The organism is Empedobacter sp. UBA7248, from assembly GCF_002472945.1.
Lineage (GTDB): Bacteria > Bacteroidota > Bacteroidia > Flavobacteriales > Weeksellaceae > Empedobacter > Empedobacter falsenii_C.
Window position 1 is genome coordinate 176896 of the sequence record NZ_DKSU01000006.1, and the last position, 25237, is coordinate 202132.

Here is a 25237-nt window from a genome sequence, read left to right on the forward strand (position 1 = left end):
AATTTTTTGTTAAAACATCTCATTTACAAACAAAAAACTCCTGATGCAGCCTTCGCATCGCACCAAGAGTTTCAAGATTTCATAAGTTGGTTGGTTAGTAAACTTATGCGATTTTCGATTGAAATAAATTATCGAGCAGAAGGCCAAACACCGTCGTAAGAAGCTGTTCCGTAATCAATTTTTTCAGCACTCACTACAAATGAAATTAACATATTGTTGTCGTTTAATGCATCAAAATTTAATTCGTGTTGAATAACATAACCGTTTTCCCATTTTAAGTTAATTAAAACACCTTCTTCGTGTGCTTTATTAAACGTAATATCACCAACAGTTGGTTTATATTTACCGTTTAATAAACTTTCCAAAATCGTAGAACTTTCAGTTGCTTCTACTGTTACTTTGATTAAAGCGTTAGATGGATCAGAAGCTACACGCCCCGAAACATCAGTTGTTCTTGATACTTGATAATCTAATTTGATGATTTTTTGGTCCTCACCACCGTTGAATTTTAAGACTCCTCTTGAATTGTTAGCCATAGTTGTAAATTTTAAGATTGATTTATTTTAATTTTTATCTAGGACTAAATTAGAAACAGATATTTTAATTAATCGTTTTTAACCGTTTACAATCGAATATGTAGTAGTTTTACGACATATGCATAACATAGTAGCGCATTAATTCAGGAAAATATTTTTAAAATGAATATTTATTCTAATAATATTTTTAGTATATTTAATTAAATCAAGCCAAATCATTAACGTTTAACTTCTTGTAAAAAATATTTTTTGAAGAAGTTTAGAATTTTTTGGCGTGAAATATATTTCTTTTATAACTAACATTATAAAAGTGTTGTGAATTGTATCTAAATAAGCGTAAATCCTTTTGGTAATTTCGCAATATCAAGATCTTTAGGATTAGCTCCTTGGATTAACGATTTTATAATTTCGTCTTCTTTTATTTCTTCAAATTCGTCGTAGCTTAAATTAAAAAGAGATTGAAGATTAAGGTTTAAAAGTTCTTCTTTTTGATTGACAAAATTGTCTGAATAAATCCTAATAAATTCTTTTTTCAGAATTTCATTCATTTCTAAGTTTTTATATTTTTTAAAATCTCCTTCTTTAATCTTAAAAATTCTTTTTAGAAAAGTAAAATCTTGTATTTCAGTATTTGAAATCACATTATCTTCTAATATAAAATCTGCATAGGAAATTAGGAAGTCTAAAGATTCGGTTTTAATATCAGTTATCTTATCAATTCCGTTATGATTAACAATTTTATTAAAAGAGTTATAATCAAAATTAATTTGAATAGATTTTAATATTTCTAGAAAATATGGTAATTCAGTTTTAGGTTTATAAGACTTTATAAACTCAGAAAAATATTCAGAGAAAATGTACATAATATAATTTTAGAGTGTTTTTTTTTAGAATACAACTACTATCATTTTTACGAAGTAAAATATAGTTAAGTTACCTAAAAACATATCATTACTTCTTACAATTATCCTCAAACATACTATAACCATCTCACAATAAATTACGGTTTCACGTAAAAGAAAAAACTATAAAATTAATTCTAAAGAGATTGTGCCTAAAATTAGAATTGCGCAGTTAATTGTAGTTATAACTTTTAAGTATCTTATTTAATATTTCTATTTGTAGTGCTGATATCAAAAATGATATGGTTAAAAATGAAATAGTTGAAATTGTTTCATTTAAATATAGTTGAAAATCCAAACCATACAATTTCTCTAAATAATCATGACTTATGATCGTACTTATAGCTAGACCAATTCCGGTAGATAAAACAACTGATAGGAATTTAACGAACTTTTGAATTTGACTAAATTCTTTATTTTGTCTTTGAATTGAGTAGATTAGCGATAATCCAAAAGTTAGACCTATTAATAATAATTGTGATTTTAGAGAAATTCCTCCTTTTCTGAACGGAGATTCTATAAAGAAAGAGATAAAAAATATGATCAATAATATTGATAGAATTTTCTTAATTGAAAATAACATTTTTAAGGTTCAGTGATTTTAATTTTATAAATACAGCTAACGTTTTTTTATACTTGTACAGTAGTTCCACTTGTCAGTAAAAGGTTTCTAGTTTATTACTTCTCCAGTTTCAATCCAATGGTCAACTTTTTTACGTTTTATCATATTTTCGGAATTATCTATTCCATAATCAATTGTATACATATTATCATAACTTCTAAGGTTATTGTTAGATAAAACAATATTTAAAGGAAATAAAAGCCAGCGAAAATTAAATTCCTGTGCATCTGAGTTATATTGATTATATTTTTCTTGCAATTCTTCATTTAGTTTTTTGAACTTTTTATCATCATAAAGTTTCTGATTAATCTTGTATTCTGTCCATAAATTATCATTTATTTTATTAGAATTTTTGATGATTGAATCCGATTTTTTTGCTAAAACTTTTAGACTATCAGAAACATTAGAATTAAGTATTAATTTATTTCTTTCAGACATTTTGTCTTTGTATGCAAGTAAAGAATTTTTAGGTTTTTCGTTTTCTTTAATCAGTTCTTTTGATAATCTAAGATTGTAAAAATAAATCAGAGAGGCTATTGCAGTAATAAAAATTAGTAACGTAAGAAGGCAACCTTTTATAAATTTCATAGTTTGACGATAATTCGATATATTTTCGCTAATATATCAATTAACTAAGTTTTCTGAAAATACTATTGACATCCTTATTTTATATAATATTCCTATAAATATAAAAAAAAACATCTCACAATAAATTACGATTACATGTAAAAACGAAAAACCTCATTTAAAAATATTTAAACGAGGTTATTGATTTCTTTCCTTCAATATAGAAAAATGTGTATCTCTAAATTGATCAAAATAAATAAGCTTAAATAATAATAGAACGTTTACCAATTCCTTTATCGTATGGAGAGGTTCCCCATGAAACTCCAGAAGCAGGTACAGCTCTTTCTCTACCCCAATTTCTAATTGATTCAATTTTTTCAGGAGCTGTTTTACTCAATGGAACTATATTTTTAAAACATTTTTCAAAAAGTGTATCATCTACTATCTCATCCCCATGGATAACAGCCTGTATTGCTACATCTCTTACTGCCCCCTCAATATCTGATCCTGCAAATCCTTCTGAAATTTCAACAAGTTGATTGAGAGTCTCAGCAGATGGTTGATTTAAAAGATTACGTTTTATGTATAAATTAATAATATCCATTCGTTCAGCTTCTCCTGGTAGATCAACAAAAAATAATTCATCAAAACGTCCTCTACGTAAAAGTTCGGGAGGTAATTTAGAAACGTCATTTGCCGTTGAAACTACAAATACTTTTGCCATACTTTCCTGAAGCCAAAATAAGAATTGTCCAACCATTCGAGTTGAAGTTCCTCCATCATTAGCGCCAGTAGCACCAGAAAGCCCCTTTTCTATCTCATCAATCCATAAAATACAAGGTGCCGCATTATCTGCAGAAGCCAATGCTTCTTTTAATCTATTTTCAGATTGTCCTAAATATTGTCCTTGTATTGCTGCAAGATCAAGTCGATATAAAGGTAAATTCCAATTTGCAGCAATAAATTTTGCTGATAATGATTTTCCACAACCAGGTACACCAACTAATAATACACCACGTGGAGGTCTCATCTTTCTAGCTTTTAAATCAGCTGTTAATAATTGCTTTTGATTATCAAGCCAGCTTTGGAGTCCACTAAGACCAGCTACTGATAAAGTAGAAGGATCAAGCTTCACTTTTTCTAATCCAGATATATCACTAAATAACTTATCCTTTGCATTACTCAACTCTTTGATATCATCTTTTGTCAAAGATCCTTTTGCCATTTGAGTTGCCAATACATTTTCTGCTTCAATCTTTGTCATATTAGCTAAAATAGATGCAGCCATTCTATATTCTGTTTCTTCCCATTCTAGTGATATAGATGCTTTGTAAGGAATAACACATTCTTTAACCACTTCTAGCATTTCTTCTTCATTAGGCGGATCAAGCGTTATAGTCATTCCCAAACGTTGCAACTGAGGCCAAATACTCTTAGTCGTAATCAAGCAAATACTTCCTCCTCTTTCTATTGCCTGTACAATACAATCGTAGATATGTCTCGAAACTAAATTATCATCTTCTACATCACTAACTTCTGTAAATACAAAAGTTAAATTCTGTCTTTGCGAAATATTTTGTACGGCATAATCTAAACCTCCTGCTACAGAACGATCTTCATTTACACTCTTCTTTGATTTTATATCCATTGTACCATGAGATAAACTATGGACATAAATTGGTATATTAATTTCTTCTGCTAATTGTTGAATAACTTCTAAAACCCGTGCTCTTTCTATACTTCTAATTGAGATAAAAGGTATTCTTGCTCGAAACATTCGTAAAAGCGAAGTTTTGAACTCTGTTTTATTTGCCATATTAAAATAGTATCTTTCTACCTGTTGATGGTATTAATGTATTTGTTATCTCTTTACTCTTTTTGTTTTCAGATTTAATTTCTTCTGGTAATTCACCCAAATTAAATGCATTCAACATAATTAACATTTGTTCTTTACCATTAGGATTTTTTGAAACATTATCTTTTAAAGATTGTTTAATTTCATTTACAAAGTCTTCAAGATCTTTCTTTAGTGTTTTTTGTAAATTTTCAGGAAAACCTTTTAATCCTACGAATTTATTTAATGGGTATAAATTTTGCTTTCCATTTCTCAAAGCAATTTCAAAGTCATTCATAGTTTTAAAATTTTGAAATTGAAATGAACGGTGAAATTGATCAAGCCAAGATTGTTTACGTTTTTTATAAGCTTCTTCTACTCTTGAATAAAAACGTGAAACTGTTCCAGCATCTACGGTAAAACTTCCATTACTCAAGTCTTCTAAAACCGTATCATTTCCATTTCCGAATTCATCCAATAGTTTAACCCAGTCCGAATATGTTGTTGGCCCTACCATTATTGCGGTTTGATTCGTGGATTTATAAATTGGTTTGGCGGAACTATATCCCAATCAGGAAATTTAGAATTTCCTTTTTCAGCTTCTGTTCTTCCCTGAAACAAATTTGGTTTCGGATTAGTCACATTGCTTTCTTTATTTTGTTCGATATTATTCTCTTGATTAGTTATTGGGTTTTCATTGGTATTGTCACCTAAAATAATTTTATTCATCAATCTAAGTTTAAAATGTTAAATAATATTTCTTGCCGTTTCTTTTGATATGCTCGAGAAATCTTCGGGAATAATTGATTGTAAAAGCTCTCTTACTTTTTCTGCATTTCTATCTTCCATTGTATGTTCTTTTCTGTAATCAACTGTTTCAGCTATACATCCTCTTAAAACTTCTTTTGCTTTTTGCTTACGTTCTTCGATATTCTCTATTATTCTTTTTTTCTTTTTCTTATGACTATTTAGAGCATTCCATATCAAAACTGCTCCAATACCAAGTCCAACTATACCCGCTATAGGATGCAAACTAAAAGCCCAAAAACCTAGTATACAAATAAATGCTCCAATCAATACACCAGCAAAAGGAAATGAAAGTTCACGAAGTTTAGCATCTAACATATTCTTATAAAAGATTTCTTGCTCTTCTATAAGTTCATTTTCATTACTACCATCTTTAGTAGTTGTTTTGAAATCGTCTATATTAAGTTCAACTAGTTGTGGAATTTTACTTCTACTTTGTGCAGTAAATGTATCGTGAGCTTCAATTATCCAAGGTTGACTTATCGAAACAGCTAGTGCTTGAGTAACTTTTGTTGCCCCAGCCAATTCAGGATTAAACGATGCGTTTGTTAGAAGTTGTAAAAAGTCAACCTTTTCATCGAAAATATGTTTTTCAGCATTCATCATTGCTTGCGCAGCTGTTTTATCTCCATGCATTTGAATGATAAGTTGATTCAATCTAACTTCTTCTTGCAATGGCAATTCTTCATCATCAAAGTTTGTTACCAATAAAGAAAGAATCTCATCTAATTGAACTTTAACACTTTTTGAAAAATCTGCTGAAGAAGATACGATGTCATTAAAATGAGTATTTAAAATATCATGTGTTTTAGCTTCTTTCAAAGAATTTTCTAAAAGATCCCAATTGGTTGAAAACTTCTCTAATAAAGGATATTTACCTTCTGGTAAAGGACCTTTAGCTTCGAAGAATGCTACCCATTGTGATTTTTGTTCGTTAATATACGTATCTCCTTGCGTAAGCTGATCTAACCAATTTTTTACATTTGTCATCATTAATTGTCTTGCAGCAGGAGGAAATACACCGGTTGTTACAGCCTCAAGAATAACGATAAATTCTCTGTCCAAATGATGTGGATTTTGATGCATAAAATAGCGTTCTAACCATTTCATACTCGCTTCATTTCTTGCAAGCCTCCTCATAATTAGCATAAAGAAAAGTGTTGTTTTATAATCATCTCTTTTTAATGCCTCATTCAATGCTTTTTCATTTGTACCTCTATCACTTCTTACCCAAGCTGCTAACGCTACTAAAGCGGGTGCTAACCAGTAACCTGGTGCTTTTATCATCACCTCTTCGGTTGTAAATTTTAATGTATCATCACTCACAACACCTGTATCCACACCTTGTAAAATTCCAGTTGCCATTCTTCGTACATCTGCATAATAACCAAATTTAATCTGTAAATCTTGTTTCAAGTTACCTTGTCGTGTTTCAGCAAGTTGCAAAGCTTTATGTTTAATATCTGCTGCAACAAAATCTGCAAAAGCCTCAGCAAGTTTCACTAATTCACTTTCTAATTGATCTTGTTTAAAATTAAGTGTTCCTAATTCGGAATGTACGCCTGAAAGATCACTACTAATGGACCGTAAAGCACTATTAATAATAGATAGGTCTGCATATGATATTACCTGTTGTGACATATTTATACGTGTTTATTAAATTTATAATTTAGATGCTGTTCCGTCTTCGCGAATTAAGATCATTTTGTCAGTATAAACCTCAACCATTGCATAAGCATTATGCATAGCTACTGTTCTAGCTTTTTCAAAATCACCCTCCATTATTTCATTACTTTTGTAATGTTTAATAATTTGATTACCAATCAAATCAAGTGTATGTACTTCATAAGGATGTCCAAGAAAACATTTAGAAACTATACCCAGGGGCAAACTCGCTAATTCGGCTGTACCAAACTCTTCTTGTATACAATTCATTAACTCCTCCATTCCTTTTGTTTCTGTCAGGGTTTTTGCATCAAGTCCAGCTATCAAATCCATGTATTTTTTTGATCGCTTTTTTAAAATATCTCTATCACTAATAAAACCTGTGGTAATTGTTGACTTTTTGCTGGTATCAAGATTTATATTGTCATTTTGTAAAATTATTCTTGTCATTATTTTTAGTTTTATACTATTTTATCAAATATCAAAAAACTATCTCACAATAAATTACGGTTTCACGTAAAAGCAAAAAACCACTTTCAAAAAATCTAAATTTTAATATTTATTGAGAAAGAGGATCAAAAACAACTACCGTTTGATTATTACCTTTCAGATGAATGTATTTTTTAATTTCCTTTACGACAGAATGAATATCTTTTCCATTTATTTTAAGATATTTGTAACATGGATGGTAAAACAAGAGCAAATATAAAACCTGATATGCTGGTTAATATTGTATTGAAAAAGGATCAACGAACTGGCGAATTGACTGAGGGTATCGTGAAAGATTTATTGACTTCTTCGCCTTATCATCATCATGGTATAAAAGTTCGTTTGACGGATGGACAAATTGGACGTGTGCAGGAAATTATTGAAGACGATTTTTAGAACGCATCACATTATAAATTAAAAGCTCTTATTCGTATTAATAGGAGATGTGAGATTTGAGATAATAGATGTGAGATGTAATTTGTCAAACTGAATTTATCTCAGCTTCTTTTTATCGTCAGTCAGAGTAACGTTTGTAAAACGTTGTATCGAAGACTTAGACGATAAATAACGACTACTCGCTAAATGCTTTATTCATTCATTTTTTATTCATGAGTAATTATTGTTTTCAAATGAATTCATATGCCCTACGGGGAACCTTGATGAAAATTAAAAATATTGTAAAAAGTATTAGGTATTTGAAAAAGGATTATAAAATGTCATATGATTTGAAGGCGAGTGTCAAGAAGTTGAGGGGTATAATTAAGATTATTCATTTTTTTTCTTGATAAAAAAAAACGAATCAAAAAAAATCAAGTCTGTGCTTCCAAATCGGTCAATAATGACTACTCGCTAAATGCTTTAAATCATTCACATATAAAATGTGAACAGTAAATCATTTTTAACGCTCGCTACGTCGAATTGACACTCGACTTTTCAGCAATGACGGATTTTAATTAGTTGTTAAAAGTGAATTTAAGTATAGAAAAGTATTATAAAAATGTCATATGATTTGGAGACGAGTGTCAAAAAGTTGAAAGTCATGATTAAGATGTTTTACTGTTTGCGTAGCAAATGATTTAAAACATTCAATGACTGAAACTAATTTTGACCGTTGAAAATCAAAGACAAGAGTTTTTTGATTACTTTTTTGCTCTCAAAAAAGTGATAGAAAGATTATTCTCGTTTTTCAAAACTATATTTCATTCATTTTTTATTCTAAATGTCTAATATGTTCATTTTTACCTTGACGCAAAAACATTTGAAATTAAAAGGAGAAGCTCTAGTAGAGCTTAGGTACATTTTTAAACTTTTACCTTAATGCAAAGTCTGTGCTAACAGAGTATGTAATTACAAAAATCAAGTCTGTGCTTACAAGTCGGTCAATAACGACTACTCGCTAAATGCTTTAAATCATTCACATATAAAATGTGAACAGTAAATCATTTTTAACGCTCATTACGTCGAATTGACACTCGACTTTTCAGCAATGACGGATTTTAATTAAGAATCCTGTAAATTGGATATTGTCTGTAAGTATTCTTCTCAAAATAAGGCGAATTTTTATAAACCCAATCCAACTGTGCTTCACCATCATTAGCAAACTCTGGTTTTAATACTTTTTCAGCTTCAAATGCGGTTTTCAAAACCACATTATTTCTCAATAATTCAGCAGCAGTATCCTCAAAAATATAAGCCGAATAATACTCTTTCTGACCTAATATTCCATCAAAAAAATTCCAGTTAAAAAACGAATCTAATGCCTCTGGCTCTAAAGTTTCAAGAATATATTTCACTCCATCTTGTTGTGTTGGCACAATGTAATCTCCTTCAAAAAACTTCATCGATTTCATCGATTTTGTAACCACCGTTTCGTAATGATTATAATGTCCTTCATAAGCATTTTTATTGGTTTTGAAATCTGATATTTGATATGATTCTACATTAATCAATGTATCATTTTCTATTCGTTTCATCTGTATATCATTTCGTTTCAAAGCTTCTATAACGCGATATTCAGCTTGTGGGAGAACATAATATTTCGGAATTGTAATGTAACTAATTGGTTTTGCAGAATTGAATAATTTAATTTTTTTTGTAAATGGTTTCGATCGATCATAGTACAATCTATCTTTTCCGGAAACCTCACTTCGCTTATATCCTGCTTCAAATCCTTTAAAATCCATTGTTGTAAATTGAGTAGAATCTATTTTCCAACGAATTCCATATTGATTTCCGACCTGATATTGTTTTAGATTTTCTTTTCTTAATTTTTTGATTGTCAAATATTCTTTATCTAAATTTTCTAGATTTACCAACATATATTTATATGTTGCGTCTACACGGTTTTCATAAGGCTTTAACATATGTGTTTCGGGCATTGTGCTTAGTGCATTAAACAATGTTGCATAACCTGTAGAATAGCGTGGAGAATCTTCGAAAGCTGCAAAGCCAACATCAGGAACATCGCCATGTATGTTCACATATTGCGTACTTTCGTAACCATTTTTTTGCATTTCGGCTAGATTATTTGCTTGATATGTCGTATAAAAATAATCACCCAAAACATTTCCTACACGCGCTTTAAAAGACGAAATATAGGTAAATGTGTACTGATAATCTGCCCCATTACTTACATGATTATCAATAAAAACATCAGGTTTCAACCAATGAAAAATTGTCTGAAAACTTTTTGCATTTTTTGAATCATTTTTAATAAAATCTCTGTTTAAATCATAATTTCTGGCATTTCCACGAAAACCATATTGTTCAGGTCCATTCTGATTTGCACGTGAAAAAGAACCTCTATTCAACATACCACTCACATTATAGGCCGAAATCGCAGCAATAATAAAATTCTTAGGCGGTTTAATTTTTTTTATTGCCAAATCTCTCATCAACATCATCGTCGCATCAATTCCGTCTGGTTCTCCAGGATGAATTCCATTGTTTACGAAAAGCACTGCTTTTGTTTTACGCAATTCCTCTATATCTTTTTCTTTGAATGGATTATAAACAACCACATAAATTGGCTTCCCGTTATCGTCTTCTCCCTTTTTTACATACTGTATTGTCTCAAAATTATTCGCTAAATTTTGATAAAACACATTCATTTCATCATACGTCGTGGTTTGATTTTTATTTCCTTTTTCGTAAGGCGTTATAAAATTATTTTGACCAAAAAGTAGTGTAGAAGTAAGAAATAAAAATAGTATTTTAAAATTCATATCATTAATTTCTTACTAAAATAGAGAGAATACAAAAGATTCAACATAAAATGAATTATTTTTCTAAAAATAACTTTTTAATTGTTCTTCAAATGAATTCATATGCCCTACGGGGAACCTTAATGCAATTTAAAAATATTGTAAAAAGTATTAGGTATTTGAAAAAGTATTATAAAATATCATATGATTTGGAGACGAGTGTCAAAAAGTTGAAAGTCATGATTAAGATGTTTTACTGTTTGCGTAGCAAATGATTTAAAACATTCAATGACTGAAACTAATTTTGACCGTTGAAAATCAAAGACAAGAGTTTTTTGATTACTTTTTTGCTCTCAAAAAAGTGATAGAAAGATTATTCTCGTTTTTCAAAACTATATTTCATTCATTTTTTATTCATGAGTTATTATTGTTTTCATATGAATTCATATGCCCTACGGGGAACCTTAACGCAAATTATAAATATTGTAAAAAGTATTATGTAAAAAGTAGAGGTTAGAGTATTTGTCAAGCTGAATTCATTTCAGCTTCTTATTATCGTCAGTCAGAGTGACGTTTGTAAAACGTTGTATCGCATGAGGAGAAACAAGACGATTCCTTGTTTTAAGCTCGGTAAAAAGTACTTTTACCCAAAACATTTCTTTAACAAAAAAGCTCTTGGATAAGAGCTTTTTTAGTAATTTTACGTAAGTATTTACAACAGAAGTACACCAATCACGCTCTGAAATTGGGTTGTGAATTGATTTCAAATCTTGGTATATTTATCAAAGTATTTACAACTCATTTAACGGTTACAGAAAACGTAATGTCGTTGTGAATTGATTTCAAATCTTGGTATATTTATCAAAGTATTTACAACATACTACATTATCTATAATAACATCTGTATGTTGTGAATTGATTTCAAATCTTGGTATATTTATCAAAGTATTTACAACCGCCCGTTGTGCAGGGATTAATCCTATTACGTTGTGAATTGATTTCAAATCTTGGTATATTTATCAAAGTATTTACAACAAACCTAGTTTAGTCCAATAAGATTTTACAGTTGTGAATTGATTTCAAATCTTGGTATATTTATCAAAGTATTTACAACTCAATTTACACCGCATTTGAATAAGACTAGGTTGTGAATTGATTTCAAATCTTGGTATATTTATCAAAGTATTTACAACTATTAATATTAGGTGTGTTAACAGAGTCATGTTGTGAATTGATTTCAAATCTTGGTATATTTATCAAAGTATTTACAACAGGCAGAAGTTGTTTATATTGGAGTTGATAGTTGTGAATTGATTTCAAATCTTGGTATATTTATCAAAGTATTTACAACACCATCTTCTTTTTTTCGCAACAAAGTGTAGTTGTGAATTGATTTCAAATCTTGGTATATTTATCAAAGTATTTACAACGGTTGTAGTCTGTTTTCGATTATATCTGCAGTTGTGAATTGATTTCAAATCTTGGTATATTTATCAAAGTATTTACAACAGAGCGTCCTCCCATTCTTTGATTTTTCCAGGTTGTGAATTGATTTCAAATCTTGGTATATTTATCAAAGTATTTACAACTTCTTCATGTTTTATCCAAAAACAGCTTCAGTTGTGAATTGATTTCAAATCTTGGTATATTTATCAAAGTATTTACAACTTTAAAAGATTGAAAAGATTCTCTTTTTAAGTTGTGAATTGATTTCAAATCTTGGTATATTTATCAAAGTATTTACAACTAGTGACAATTGATTTGATATCGCTTCAGTGTTGTGAATTGATTTCAAATCTTGGTATATTTATCAAAGTATTTACAACCTCATTTAACAAACCATTATTATAAAGGGTTTGAGAAGAAATTTAGAAATGAGAAAAAAAGTAAAATCCGATAGAAGTTGAGTTTTCTATCGGATTTTTTTATTTCTAAAACAATTCTAATTGTTGTGGACCTGTTGGTAAATCGGTTTCTTTTTTAGAGAAAAATATTTCCATTTGTCCAAATTGTTTATCTGTAATACAAATAATTCCTACTTTCCCAAATTCAGGTAATTTAGATTTGGTTCGTTTTATATGTACCTCAGCATTTTCTCTACTTGGACAATGTCTCAAATAAATCGAAAACTGAAACATAGTAAATCCATCGTCAATCAACTCTTTTCTAAAGCGAGTTGCCTGACTTCTTTGCTTTTTTGTTTCTGTTGGCAAATCAAACAAAACTAAAACCCACATAATACGATAAGCATTATAACGACTAAAACTCATGTCATTTCAGGAAAACGAATCACACGCTGCTCCCCTGTCATACACTTATACAAAGAACTTGTTGTAGAGCTTATCGCTACCAACAAAGGTCTTTTCAAACCATCTATTTTCACATCTTTTGTTGCTATTTGTAATAAATGTGCTTTAGCATCTTTACTCATTTCAGTCGGTCGAAAAGGCTTATTCATCCATTCTAATACCAATTCATCAACATAAGGTCGATATGGTTCCATTATATCATCAGCCAAGCAATACGGATTGTATTTATTACGATGAAAAATACCAATGGTAGGATTTAATCCAGAACTCACTAAAGCTCTTGCAACCATACTTCGAAGAATAGCATATCCAAAATTCAGAAAATTATTAGGAGCATCACCATCTCGTTCTCTCGTAAAATTGTCAAATAATTGTTTCCAATAATATTGCGCAGCAATTCCTTCCATATTCGTAGAGTCTCCCGATTTTACATTCGTTAAATAATTCTGCATTGGCTCCTCTACAAAACCAAACTTACTTAACAATGCTTTCTGTTGATAAATTTTAGCTTCAATCGTTTGTTTCCACAACTGTTTGCGCAATGGTTCCGAAACATTAATCTGATGTTTCAATCGCTCACTATGCTCTACATGTCCATTCATTGGCAACATCAATCCCAAAGGCATATGACTATCGTCGCAACTAATAATTGCCACATTATTTTGTTGTAATGTCACTATAAGTTGATGACTAATGGTTATTTGATAATGATCCAATACCAAAAAACCCAAATCTTCAATAGGTACAGAGCCTTTGATTTCTTTGGTTATCACATCTTCTATTTTTAATTGATTGTCTTTCAATTTCAAATAAGATGGATTGCCAATGTAAATGGTACGTTTTAGCATATTATTTAAATTTTAATGAGCCATCCATTTTCATTTCAAAATCAACTCCGTCAATTGCAAAATTCCATTCACCTTGTCTAATTCTTAAAAAGATACTTGGATTCTCAAAGTTAAAAGATGCCCCTTCCTTATTTTCTTTCTTTAAATCAGTGTCTATTCCTGCTGCCATATGATTTCTAAACTTCATACGACCATCACTTTCAAATTGATATACTTTATATAAACGTTTTGTTAAATCAGAATTATCTAATTCTTTTAGTTCTTCAATACTATCTTTATAAAACAATACTTTTTGCCCAGAACGTAAAACAGCATAAAGCGGTATTTCTTTTGATTTTTTTCCTTTTCCTATTGATTTTGTATTGTATTCTGGTTCTAAAAAATAAGAACGATCGTTCTTAAATTTTAATTGAGCAACATCAGAAATACTTAATATCTCCATTGCTTTTCCATCTTCGTTTTTATAAAATAAACAAAGTGCGTTTTCTCCACTTTTTGCTAATGTTGTTTTTTTATAATCGAATTTTGAAGTAAAAGCATGCGTATGCACTTTCAATGCTGTATTATATTTCATTAAACCTTTACAGCGTATTCTTCTTATTTTATTTACTTTGTTTCCTTGCTTATCAAACATCCAAACACCTTTTGTTAAAGCTTCTTTAAATCCGACAGCATCTTCCACTTGCATTTTTATCATTTCAAAAAGAGCTTTATCGACTATTACCTTTTCAACTTCTTCAAGCGTTTTAAATCCTGGAGAATCTGCATTTTGTTTATAAACTAAATCTTTTCGAATAACCAAAATTGGCTCTTCAGTAAGTTTCATTTTACCATTATCATCAAACAAAATTTTATTTTCTTCGTTTCTTAATGGTAATTTTATTGCTCCATACAAAGATTCATCATGTAATTGCCCCCTTATAGTATCTCCTTGAGCAATTCGTTTTTTATCAAGTGATTTATCTTCCCAAACGATTTTTCCTTTTTTGCGTACCACTTTATAAGTTGGAACAGTAGTTCTATTTTCAACTATATTGTTAATTAATATAACATTCTCGATTTCTTTAATATAACTTGGGGAGAAATCTTTCCAATCTTTAGGTTGTTCGTGATAAATTTTACCCGTATGATTGTCTTTTTCTTCGTTATAAAGTTTAAGAATTCTTTCGCGATCAAATGCTGATGGTATTAATGTCAAAATACTTGCATCACCAGCGTGATGACTATGAGTTGAACGATTTTTTTTATCACTTAATAATTTTACATTATATACTTCTTTAAAAACATTTACAACACTTGCTTTTTCTACTGACACTCTTTTAAATAAGGTTTTTAAATATGGCAGAGCATATTTTGTAATAATTTGAGTATCTCGCAACTGGCTATTTTTCCAACCTGACTTATATTCTTCCAAAATAAATGTATTGTATTTGTAACTCCAATAATCTAAATCCATTTTTATGAAATGATAACGCTGAATACAATTATCCTTTATTTCCTTAGTAGATGCATACGAAGCTTTATTTTTCCATTCTTTATATAAATCTTCCAAATGCTCTATCTTTTCTTTCATAAACTGGATATTATTCAAAATATCTACATGATTATAAAGTTGTGACGGATATTGTTTCTTTTTTATATTTCTATTAAATTCCGTATCAGTTAAAGTCAAATTTCGTAACTCATTATCAAAACTTATACTTGCAGGAATAGTATGCTCTAAATCGTATTTATTTCCATCTAAAACATCACAAAGTTTAATCAATTTACCTGTGTAAAGACAAGTTTTATTTTGTTCTTCCCATAATCTTATTTTACGAAGAAGCGTTTTATCACTTGGATTAAAAGTGGTGTTGCATTCTTTATTTATTTCAATAATAGTTTCACTGAACTTTAGATTTTCCTTTTCTCGCTCGTTATTCCATTTTTCAATAGCTTTTCTTCTATTGGCATCGTTAAGTTCTCTTGCTATCTCAATCACAATTCGAGTGTCCTCATCTATTTTACCTTCTTGCAAAAGGAAATTGATAAGCTGCTTCATTTTGTGCATTGTTTTTAGAGCCATTGGGTTTTTTAATCCTTTGGTAACAGGTTCTGGACTACCTAATAACTTTAAACTTCTTCCTTGAAATTCAGCATCTTTATTATTTTTAATAAAATTCTCTCTATCAATTTGTTTAATATAAACAGGTTTACCATTTAGCGTAAAATAATCATATTCTTCGGCTTGGGTATAATTTTCTTGTTCTGATGGATGCCATAAAAATTTCTTCTTATCCTCTGGTATGTCATATTTTTCAGCAATTACATTGAAAATTTGATCATGAATTCTCTCATTCTCCATGAATAAATTAGTCTTTGACAGGACTGATTTTCTCAAAAACTCTTTGTAATATTTGGCTACATAATCATAAGATGCTGTTTTTTCATCATCAGATAATAAAAGCCAAGTTTTCTCTCCAAATATTTCAATTAGTTTAGCATTAATATTTTTCTTTTCAGAATCGTCTAAATCTCTGTCATTTTCAATTGAATAACGATATTTACTGTTTAACTCATCTAAAACCAAACTATTGACAACTGTATTTAACAATCTTGTTTGTTCGTTACTTTTTTCAACTTCTCTAAATTCCTCAATGAAATAATCGATCATCTTATCAGAAATAGTTTCCATTCCCAAAACTTTATAAAGATTTGCCAAGAAAACGGCATAATGATAAGGAATACCTTTTCGCAAAAAAGGAAGTATTTTCTTAATTGCAGACAAACTCATTGTTGCATAACCTTGATTTAGTTTGATTTTAGAAAACTTCTCAGCTTTCTCATCATCAAGATTTAATTTGTTCAAAGCAAAATCTTTTAAATTTTCTTGGCTATCAAAAGTTTTAAGAACGTGCCAAATTTCATCATAATTAAAAGATGAATTCTGTTTTTTAGATGGCTGACTATCTCTTTCATTAATATTATCCCAATGCAAAAGCTCTTTCCAATTATCTCCAAAAATATCTTGAAACGACTTTAATAGCTTAGCAGAAATTACTTTTGTTTTTTCTTTAAACTTTGAATCTATTTTACCGCCGTCTTTTTTAAGTTGATTAAGAATAGTTTTTAGTTCAAAATCATTTGATGACTTAAAAAATAAAGGATAAATTTTTTCTTGAATATAAGTCTGTTTATCAACTCCAATAGGAGGAATAATTTTTAAATTATTGATAAAAGCCCATGTTCTATACTCCTCGTACAATGGATGGCTTACCTGTACACGTTTTTTGTTTTTTTCATAAATACAATAACCAACTAAGCCTTTTTGCGTACGAAGAGGTCGTTGCCATATAATGGCTTTCCATAGTTTTTGATAATCCTCATCATTAATATCATATAGCTGACATAAAAGCTTTAATTCTGCTTCATAATCCTTTCTAAGATTGTATCGTTGTCTAATTCTTTCACCTGTTTCTTTTTGATAATAATATAAAGCAGCTCCTAACGTTTTATGATTTTCGATAAATTCGGCAATATCATCTCTTCCTTTAGTACCATTTTTATCACTACCTTGCAACATCGTCTTTGCTTCTTCTTCATCTCTTCCTTTAAAACCACGTCTTTGTACAAGTTGATAGAAAATTCTTCCAAGTAAATATGGATTAGTTTTATAAACAGAATGAAAATTAGGATCAACAGCTAAAGCTCTAAAAGCAAATAAACTATCATGTTTATTTTTTCCTATCAAATGAAAATCAGGTTTCCCATCGCCGTCAAAATCAAATCGTAACCAATTTAAAAATAAATCATTTTGTGGATATTTACGTTTTGTTCCCTTTTTATAATTTTTCCATTTATTAAGCTCTTCATGTGAAAGTGGGCACATATTATTTTCAATTAAAAAATATAATAAATCCCATTTCCTATACTTTTCAGCTCGATAATTATTTCTTTTTCCTCTACTCTCTGTTCTTTTTTTAACTTTAGGAAATTCATTTCCTTTTTCAGAAGCAACTCCTTTTTCAAAAGTAAGAACCCCAAAATCTATGATTTGATTATTTATAACTTCTGTATCTCTAATGGACCAGCCAAGGCTATTCGTACCAGCGTCAATTCCTAATATTCTCATAGTAATTTATATTTCTTGGTTTTTGATATCTCAAAATTTTTTATTTTATTCTTAATTATATTGTAATTTAATAAAAATCCTTATATTTGACTTTGAAATCAATTCACAATAAGGCTTTAAGCCGAAGTAAAAACTTATATCCTGCGTACTCCGTGGGATTTTTATTTAACTCCTAATTACATCAAATATAAATAGTAAAGTATAAGATTAATTACGGAAAACCGTAAATTGATTTAAATTTTTTATCTTAATTATTTATAATGAAAGATATTTTTAGAAAATTTTCGCCTCGACTATCTTCGGTTTTTTTTTATTTTTCTTATTTTGTAAACACAAAAAAACCTCCTTAAAATTTCTTCTAAAGAGGTTAATATTTATACTATTTTGTGTTTTTGTACCTAAATTGAGGTTGTGCAACAGTTACATATATTGTGCGGAGTTTTCTTTATATTTTTTTCATTATACCTATAATAAATGTTCTATTAAGTAAATTACTTTTATACACATAGGTATTGGCATCAATTAATTTTATAATTTCGACATTTATTTTTTCACCAAGTAAATATTTATATTCTTCTTTACTTACTTCAAGATATGTTAAAATATAAGAGTTTGGTTTCACCCACTCAATATTATATTTACTGACTTCACCTTGAAATTCTTCTATTTGAAAATTTTCTGTTCTGTAAATATTGACATCTTTATAATTTAAATCTCCATATTGAAAGTTACCAGTTCTAAATTTTTTCAATTCATCGAATTCAGTTTCATTTATATGTGCATCTTTTAAATTAGTATTAATAAAAGTAAAAATTTGATCATAACAATTGTTCTTAAGATCTGTTTCAGAGTAATATTCTATATTTTTTCTATATTCTATAATTTGACTTATAATTTCTTTATTTTGATAGATTGATTTTTCTGGCAGTACTTTGACAAGGCTAGTTTTACCACTATTATCTACACAAAAGTTTAGAGTCAAATATTCAATATCATTCTTGACATCATCTAAGTAAAATTCAGTTTGCATTTGCGCAAATGAATTGATATTAAAAAGAATTAATAAGTAAAAATACTTTTTCACGTAATTTCGGTTTAAAATTTCGCACAATATTGTTATTTCGATAAGCTAATATAGCATGCATTTATTAAAAAACACCTATATCTATATTCATAAAATCAACCTCAAATATACAAACAAAACTACATTGTATACTTTATTGTGTAAACAAAAAACCTCTCTAAAATCACTTCTAAAGAGGTTGTTATTTATAATATTTTGTGTTTTACTCCTAAAATTGGAGTTGTACAACAGTTACCGATGTTAGTTGTAGTTTTTATTTTCTAAAATTCAGTAAGTTTTTTCCAAATTCAGCAATGTTTCCAACTAATTTTACATTTCCGTTCGGAACTAAATTACTAATTTCACTAATTCGTGATATGAGTTTATTGACTTTTTCTTCGTCTATTTCCTTTTTCGAAACCGTTTCAAAAATTTCAATATGTGAATATGCAGTTGGTGTATCATTAATAAACATTATATATTTGTAGCCAATATTTAAAACATCTTCACTTCCGAGTATTTTTTTTACTTGTTTTATTTCTTGATATGGATGTATTTCTATTCTATAGTTTGAAAGTTCTTTTCCTTTTGTTATTCCTTTATCAAATACTTTTTCTTTTTCAATGAGAAAATTTTCTTTTAGATTTAAGATTTCATTTTTATAATTCGTAATATTTGCATCTAATTCTTTTTTTAAGTTTTGTATTTCTTGTTCTTTTATTGATATATTATTTTGCAAATCTTCAATGTTACTTTTTGCAGTCGACTCATATTCCTTGTTTCTTTTTAAAAGATCATTAATTCTATTAGAAAGTATTAGATTTTCATTTTTGTAATTTGAATCAGAATTTAACTTTACAATTCTATGATACTTCAAATAATAGAAAATTGATAAAACAAAAAATAAAATGATTAGAAAAATATAAAGTGTGTTCATATAATTTAAATTTTCACGTGTTTTTGTATGAAATTGCAATTAACATTATTTTTTCGCAAAGTAAAATATAGATTAGTTTCGTAAAAACATCTATATCTATTATTCCGTTATATTATTCCAAACTTACAACAACTATTTAACAACAAACTACGGTTTCACGTAAAAACAAAAAACCTCTCTAAAATAGCTTTTAAAGAGGCTGTTATTTATACTATTTTGTGTTTTTGTACCTGAAATTAGAGTTGCGCAATAGTTACCCTTGTTATATGCAGTTATATATTTGATTCTACGTAAATTCCTTTCCAATTCTGCGGAAAACCTTTTTCTTCCCAAATTTCATAAAATCTTTTTCTAGTACAGATACCAGATTTTACGCAAAAGACCGCATAAAAAATTTTATAGTCAGGATTATTTTCATAACCTTTCACATCTATTAATATTTCGTCGATAGTATCAGTTAGTTTAGATTCATTTAGAGCTAACTTATATTCTATAGCACAATTTAGACTCGGTATTAAAATGTCAGGAATATAACATTTAGCTGTTTTTAAAAATGGCTGACTAGGATACTGTGAATTTGGAAAAACAGATTTTGTAACAAATTTTACATTTCTAGAAATTTCAGCTTCATTTTTGGGTTTAATTTTTCTTTCTTCTAAAATCACAGAAGAGCTTTCCAAGATATTTTCAAGATAAATTAAACCACTTCTTTTTAAAAGACTTTCATCATTATCGTTAAAAGCCGGAAATACTGATAAGTAACTCCATAACGAAGAAATAAATTCACTATAACTATCACCACTTTCATCATGATATTTACTACTTAAAGTATCATTTCTACTTGCAAAATATTTATTTATTTCGTTTTTAAAATCACTCAAGAAAGAAGGTAAGTTTTTACTTTCTAAATATGCAGAACTTAACTTGTAAGCTCTATTCGCTAAATCAATAAAATTATTTTCAAGTTGGTATAAAATATCTTCATAGTCATTTTCAGAACGGTCATAAAATTCATTTCTAAATTGTATGTCATAAAAAATACTTCCCATCTCAGAAATAATTTTTTTAATTTTTTGCTCTTGAAAATTTGTTATTTGGTTGTTCTCCATAATTGCACCTAACATTGTTTTTTCACGAAACTACTATAGCTTTAGTTTCGTAAAATTAAACCCAAATATACAAACAAAACTGCACTGTATACCTTGTTGTGTAAAATACACAATCTTGCTTAAAAACATTTAGCGAGATTATATAGTTATTTTATTATCTATAATATTTTGTTTAGTAATAGTTACCAATATTGTATGTATGTCTTTCTTGTTTTTTTTTAATTAGAAGTACCAAAAAAATTTTGAACTAATGGTTCACTTGCAGCCCCAAAGATATAAACTACAATTGTCCATATTAAAATTAAAATCCAATTGTTTTTTACGATTTCAATTATACCAGAGATCGATAAACCATATATCTGTTTTGCAGTTGTATTTACTTTTAATTCATTTTTATCTGCACGATCTATTATACTTTCTATTATATCTACTTTTTTTAATGAAGATTTATGTAATTTCAAATATTCTTTATTATCAAATGCTTCAGCTTCTTCTTTTCCTTTTAATGCATCTTTAATAGAAATATTATTTCTATTTGCTAAATTTAACAATCTTCCATAAGGTTGATTTTCTTCATAACCATATGTATAAAGTTTCCCTAAAATTCTAGGAAAATCATATCTTCTATCATCATCTATTTGAAATGATTCTCCACCAAGAATCCTATACCTGTTGGCAATTGCATCAAAACCAAAATTTGAATCTCTCATATTCCAGTGTATCCACTTATATTCTTTATGAGATTTTGAAAATTTATAAAATTCTTCTAACATTTTTTTTTCTAATAGATCATACTCTTCAGTTGTTAAATTGTTAAAATCCTTATTTTCAAATTGAGCCTGTAAATGAATAGAAAATGATTTAGTTTGCGAGGAAGCTAAATATCTTAAACATATTGATGTAATACGTGGTGTTCTTCCATGCGAAGTCACAAACGACTCACAAGAATAATGAATAATTAATGACTTGTTTTTATCTTCTAGAATTAAATTTAAAAGCTTTTGACCTTCCGATCTCTCTATTAATCGTTTTGATTTAAAAAACATTTTAGTTCTTCAGTTTTATTTTAAGTTAAGTATTTATAAAATAGCACTAGGACTTTAACTTCGTTATATATTATTTTAAAATTGTACACATTAACCAATCATAACTATAGTTATATTATTTCTTTATCCTTTAGCCATCTTTCTATTGCATATTCTAAATGTTTTTCTGGATTTTGATAATCAAAAGTGTAATAAAGTCTACTGACTAAATCAGTATGTAAAGATTTTAACGTATCATCTTTTAAAAGTAAAACAGGTTTGTCCATAGCCATCATATAACCAATTTCCAATGATACATTGGGATTAAAATAATCTGATCTTACTCTTTCAAACAATCCAATTCCAAAATTACAACAATGTAAATATGTTTTTATATTTGTAAATAAATCATCCGAATACCATTTATCGTCTGCTCTTAATACTTTTATATGATGTTTATTAAAAATATTTTTTATTACTTCTACTATATTTGATTGTATATTAGAATCTTCAAATTTCATCATTAAAAAAGCAGTGATTTGACTTTTGTTATTATCTTTAAAAAACCTTTCGCTTGAAGCTTTTATATCATCAGGCATAATCCCTTTAATCCCCGAATATAATTTAGTTTGATTAATATCTTCTTTCAATAATTTAAATTTTAAAATAGTTTTATCAATGTAGTGAGTATCATCTACCTCATTCCATACTTTATTATAAATTATATCAGGTTCTATCGTTATCTTACCCTTAAGATAATTAAGATCTTTCAAACTTTTTAGATTATCTTTCATTTCCTCTAAATCAATAACCCATTCCGAAGTTAAGTTATTTAAAGGTCTTAGATAAAATAAAAAATTGTCAGAAAGTATTTTGTTAAACCTTTTTAGAATTTCATGTTTTGTAATATTTCCATTTTGTTCAAAAAAAATATTAATAGAGTCTGCATTTTTTATTTCAAAATTGGGTTCAGATATATGAAGTTGATTAATAAATTCCTGAAAATGTATTGTTACCATTTAGTATTAATATAATTATTGCTTTAATTCAGTGACTTCACGAAATTAATATATCACGTATCATAAAAAAAACATCTATATCTTACATTTCGTATAAATAACAAATATACAAACAAAACTAATTTATAACCATTATTGTATAAATAAACAAAGGGTTCTATATAGAACCCATTATTTATATTAATCTGATGTATTTACAATAAAAACACTCTGGAGTTAATTAACCTTAATAAATTAACTCCAGAGTACTATTACTAACTTTAACCATGCCTACTGGTTAATCTTACTAATTTAGTTATTTGTTTTTAACCAAAACGTTTTTAATCACTTAATGTCTTATATTTTTAAAAACTAAAAATCAAGATTATTCTCTTTAATATATTTCTTAACATCTATTGATATATTAAAAATATTTAATTTATCTTGATTTAAAGCATTAGCTAAAATAATTAGTGAATCTAGAGTTGGATTAGCACTTCCGTTTTCAATCGATAATAAAGTATTTTTAGAAAGTCCTTTAGTTTTATCAGCTAATTCTTGTTGTGATATACTTCTATCAATATAATCTGAACTTTTTATATCCTTTCTCAAAGAGGTTAAATAAATACCTAATTTCTCTTTTTCTGTCATTTTATTCTTAGTTAAAAATAAAATTGTAACTATTTGAATAAAATAATGGTACAATATATTGTACTATTCAATTTTAATTTGTACTTTTGAATGTATAAAATTAATACAGAGAATTTTATTAAAATAAATATATAAGCTTAGTCTTATTTTTTCCTGAATAGAAAACTGCCAATTTTCAATAGGAACGGGAAAATAAGTATCTTTGCTCACGTCTTAGGGCGTGGGCTTACTTATTCGTTCCTGGTATGGCAGTACCTCTATTCGGATTTGTAAGTTCCACGCCTTTTTTTGGTCATTTCTTCCATTACAAATAGCACAGAACTTCATACAATAAATACACTTGGTTTTATTCCTCTACAAATCAAGTCAAATACTCTCTCTAAAAATATGTATTTCTTAAAATAGAAATGCGCAGATGGTTATTCGATTCTACTAGAATTGAAAAGTGATAGAAAGATATTTTGGAATATCATATTGGATGGGATTCTGAAACGAGTTCAGAAAGACAGAAAAGAAAAGAGAGATAACATAAACAAATACTCACACAGTTATCCCCCGAAGACACCCTAAAAAAAAGTAAATGATCTTCATAAAGTGATTAGTGTTAATTATTAGTTTTCATTTATTAATGTATTTTTTAAAACTTGTCGGAGGGGGAATTTTGGGTGTAACTTAAAAAGTAGTATGAAGAACAGTATTTATTCATTTTTTTTCTTGATAAAAAAAACGAATCAAAAAAAATCAAGTCCGAGCTTACAAGTCGGTCAATAACGGCTATTCGCTAAATGATTTAAATCATTCGCATATAAAATGCGAACAGTAAATCATTTTTAACGCTCATTACGTCGAATTGACACTCGACTCTTCAGCAATGACGATTTTGGAATTCGTTGTTATAAATGGATTTGAGTATTGAAAAAGGATCATAAAAATGTCATATGATTTGGAGGTGAGTGTCAAAAAGTTGAAAGTCATGATTAAAATGTTTTACTGTTTGCGGAGCAAATGATTTAAAACATTCAATGACTGAAACTTATTTTGACCGTCGAAAATCAAAGACTTGATGTTTTGTAACTTTTGCATTAAGGTAAAAGTTAGAAGAAAAAAATGAAAATAAAGAAAAGACATTTCGATACTATTTTCTTTTTCTATGAAACGAAAATCACTCAATGTGACAACAAGATAAAAACGTATAATGTAAAAAAATATAGACTCACATTCTATCCCCCGAAGACACCCTAAGAAGAAAGTAAATGATCTTCATAAAGTAATTAGTGTTAATTATTAGTTTTCATTTATTAATGTATTTTTTAAAACTTGTCTATCGGGGGTTTTATAAAGGATACGATTCTGAGACAAGCTCAGAATGACAAAATTCGTTGTTAAAAAAGGATTTGAATATTAATAAGAATAAAAACGTAAAGCGTTAAGCGTAGAACGTCAAACTTTTAAAAAAACCTATGTTTCTATTGTGGTTAAAGATAGAATTGATAATAATCCGTAAAACGTTAAGCGTATAACATAAAACATAACAAAAAACCCCTTTCCCAAAAACAAAGTT

The 25237-nt window shown here is 28.3% G+C and carries 19 protein-coding genes and 1 CRISPR repeat array; of the genes, 1 reads left to right on the forward strand and 18 read right to left on the reverse strand.

The features are described 5' to 3' along the window. Positions 1-128: 128 nt before the first annotated feature. The 8 genes from tssD to B4A23_RS05575 form a co-directional block, all read right to left on the reverse strand. Complete coding sequence (tssD, locus tag B4A23_RS05540; protein ID WP_180904904.1) at positions 129-536, reverse strand: type VI secretion system tube protein TssD; 408 nt, start codon at positions 534-536, stop codon at positions 129-131. Positions 537-862: 326 nt separating this feature from the next. Further along, positions 863-1399 (reverse strand): hypothetical protein, encoded by a 537-nt coding sequence (locus B4A23_RS05545; RefSeq protein WP_291117837.1) that lies wholly within the window; start codon positions 1397-1399, stop codon positions 863-865. Between the two features lie 709 nt (positions 1400-2108). Beyond that, entirely contained in the window at positions 2109-2648 is a 540-nt protein-coding gene (locus B4A23_RS05550) for a hypothetical protein (protein ID WP_291117840.1), read from the reverse strand. A gap of 241 nt (positions 2649-2889) precedes the next feature. Further along, a complete protein-coding gene (locus B4A23_RS05555; protein ID WP_291117843.1) occupies positions 2890-4404 on the reverse strand; it encodes an ATP-binding protein in 1515 nt (504 codons plus the stop codon). 40 nt (positions 4405-4444) lie between these two features. Then, complete coding sequence (locus tag B4A23_RS05560) at positions 4445-4939, reverse strand: hypothetical protein (protein ID WP_291117847.1); 495 nt, start codon at positions 4937-4939, stop codon at positions 4445-4447. Between the two features lie 38 nt (positions 4940-4977). After that, entirely contained in the window at positions 4978-5190 is a 213-nt protein-coding gene (locus B4A23_RS05565; RefSeq protein ID WP_291117850.1) for a hypothetical protein, read from the reverse strand. An 18-nt stretch (positions 5191-5208) separates the two neighbouring features. Beyond that, positions 5209-6909: a hypothetical protein gene (locus B4A23_RS05570; RefSeq protein ID WP_291117853.1), complete on the reverse strand. Its 1701-nt coding sequence runs from the start codon at positions 6907-6909 to the stop codon at positions 5209-5211. A gap of 21 nt (positions 6910-6930) precedes the next feature. After that, entirely contained in the window at positions 6931-7383 is a 453-nt protein-coding gene (locus B4A23_RS05575) for a hypothetical protein (protein WP_291117856.1), read from the reverse strand. 231 nt (positions 7384-7614) lie between these two features. Between B4A23_RS05575 and B4A23_RS05580 the strand changes: the two genes are divergently transcribed. Beyond that, on the forward strand, positions 7615-7818 hold the full coding sequence (locus tag B4A23_RS05580) for a YwbE family protein (RefSeq protein WP_291117859.1): 204 nt from the start codon (positions 7615-7617) through the stop codon (positions 7816-7818). A gap of 1100 nt (positions 7819-8918) precedes the next feature. Here the strand turns inward: B4A23_RS05580 and B4A23_RS05585 are convergent. The 10 genes from B4A23_RS05585 to B4A23_RS05630 all read right to left on the reverse strand — a co-directional run bounded on the left by B4A23_RS05585 (position 8919) and on the right by B4A23_RS05630 (position 23676). After that, entirely contained in the window at positions 8919-10646 is a 1728-nt protein-coding gene (locus tag B4A23_RS05585) for a hypothetical protein (protein WP_291117862.1), read from the reverse strand. A 728-nt stretch (positions 10647-11374) separates the two neighbouring features. Then, positions 11375-12451: direct repeats of the CRISPR family, unit length 49 nt; unit sequence GTTGTGAATTGATTTCAAATCTTGGTATATTTATCAAAGTATTTACAAC. Positions 12452-12556: 105 nt separating this feature from the next. Next, entirely contained in the window at positions 12557-12895 is a 339-nt protein-coding gene (gene cas2 / locus B4A23_RS05590) for a CRISPR-associated endonuclease Cas2 (RefSeq protein ID WP_019976220.1), read from the reverse strand. Beyond that, positions 12892-13782, reverse strand: coding sequence for a type II CRISPR-associated endonuclease Cas1 (cas1, locus tag B4A23_RS05595; RefSeq protein ID WP_180906565.1), 891 nt, complete (start codon positions 13780-13782; stop codon positions 12892-12894). Before cas1 ends, cas2 begins: the two co-directional genes overlap by 4 nt. 1 nt (position 13783) lies before the next feature. Further along, entirely contained in the window at positions 13784-17893 is a 4110-nt protein-coding gene (gene cas9 / locus B4A23_RS05600) for a type II CRISPR RNA-guided endonuclease Cas9 (RefSeq protein WP_280046350.1), read from the reverse strand. A gap of 445 nt (positions 17894-18338) precedes the next feature. Further along, the gene (locus B4A23_RS05605; RefSeq protein ID WP_291117865.1) at positions 18339-18977 is read right to left on the reverse strand and encodes a hypothetical protein; all 639 of its coding nucleotides are present in this window, start codon (positions 18975-18977) and stop codon (positions 18339-18341) included. A 253-nt stretch (positions 18978-19230) separates the two neighbouring features. Then, on the reverse strand, positions 19231-19893 hold the full coding sequence (locus B4A23_RS05610; RefSeq protein ID WP_291117868.1) for a hypothetical protein: 663 nt from the start codon (positions 19891-19893) through the stop codon (positions 19231-19233). Positions 19894-20165: 272 nt separating this feature from the next. Further along, positions 20166-21017, reverse strand: a complete 852-nt coding sequence (locus B4A23_RS05615) for a hypothetical protein (protein WP_291117871.1) — start codon at positions 21015-21017, stop codon at positions 20166-20168. Positions 21018-21220: 203 nt separating this feature from the next. Next, a complete protein-coding gene (locus B4A23_RS05620) occupies positions 21221-22048 on the reverse strand; it encodes a hypothetical protein (RefSeq protein ID WP_291117874.1) in 828 nt (275 codons plus the stop codon). 110 nt (positions 22049-22158) lie between these two features. Further along, entirely contained in the window at positions 22159-23046 is an 888-nt protein-coding gene (locus tag B4A23_RS05625) for a hypothetical protein (RefSeq protein WP_291117877.1), read from the reverse strand. Between the two features lie 351 nt (positions 23047-23397). After that, complete coding sequence (locus B4A23_RS05630) at positions 23398-23676, reverse strand: helix-turn-helix domain-containing protein (protein WP_038330393.1); 279 nt, start codon at positions 23674-23676, stop codon at positions 23398-23400. Between the last annotated feature and the right edge of the window lie 1561 nt (positions 23677-25237).

Bases quoted from the DNA above. Each gene is read 5' to 3' on its own strand.
- tssD (WP_180904904.1), bottom strand. From the start codon at position 536: ATGGCTAACAATTCAAGAGGAGTCTTAAAATTCAACGGTGGTGAGGAC.
- B4A23_RS05545 (WP_291117837.1), bottom strand. From the start codon at position 1,399: ATGTACATTTTCTCTGAATATTTTTCTGAGTTTATAAAGTCTTATAAA.
- B4A23_RS05550 (WP_291117840.1), bottom strand. From the start codon at position 2,648: ATGAAATTTATAAAAGGTTGCCTTCTTACGTTACTAATTTTTATTACT.
- B4A23_RS05555 (WP_291117843.1), bottom strand. From the start codon at position 4,404: ATGTTTCGAGCAAGAATACCTTTTATCTCAATTAGAAGTATAGAAAGA.
- B4A23_RS05565 (WP_291117850.1), bottom strand. From the start codon at position 5,190: ATGAATAAAATTATTTTAGGTGACAATACCAATGAAAACCCAATAACT.
- B4A23_RS05570 (WP_291117853.1), bottom strand. From the start codon at position 6,909: ATGTCACAACAGGTAATATCATATGCAGACCTATCTATTATTAATAGT.
- B4A23_RS05575 (WP_291117856.1), bottom strand. From the start codon at position 7,383: ATGACAAGAATAATTTTACAAAATGACAATATAAATCTTGATACCAGC.
- B4A23_RS05580 (WP_291117859.1), top strand. From the start codon at position 7,615: ATGGATGGTAAAACAAGAGCAAATATAAAACCTGATATGCTGGTTAAT.
- B4A23_RS05585 (WP_291117862.1), bottom strand. From the start codon at position 10,646: ATGAATTTTAAAATACTATTTTTATTTCTTACTTCTACACTACTTTTT.
- cas2 (WP_019976220.1), bottom strand. From the start codon at position 12,895: ATGAGTTTTAGTCGTTATAATGCTTATCGTATTATGTGGGTTTTAGTT.
- cas1 (WP_180906565.1), bottom strand. From the start codon at position 13,782: ATGCTAAAACGTACCATTTACATTGGCAATCCATCTTATTTGAAATTG.
- cas9 (WP_280046350.1), bottom strand. From the start codon at position 17,893: ATGAGAATATTAGGAATTGACGCTGGTACGAATAGCCTTGGCTGGTCC.
- B4A23_RS05610 (WP_291117868.1), bottom strand. From the start codon at position 19,893: ATGAACACACTTTATATTTTTCTAATCATTTTATTTTTTGTTTTATCA.
- B4A23_RS05615 (WP_291117871.1), bottom strand. From the start codon at position 21,017: ATGTTAGGTGCAATTATGGAGAACAACCAAATAACAAATTTTCAAGAG.
- B4A23_RS05620 (WP_291117874.1), bottom strand. From the start codon at position 22,048: ATGTTTTTTAAATCAAAACGATTAATAGAGAGATCGGAAGGTCAAAAG.
- B4A23_RS05625 (WP_291117877.1), bottom strand. From the start codon at position 23,046: ATGGTAACAATACATTTTCAGGAATTTATTAATCAACTTCATATATCT.
- B4A23_RS05630 (WP_038330393.1), bottom strand. From the start codon at position 23,676: ATGACAGAAAAAGAGAAATTAGGTATTTATTTAACCTCTTTGAGAAAG.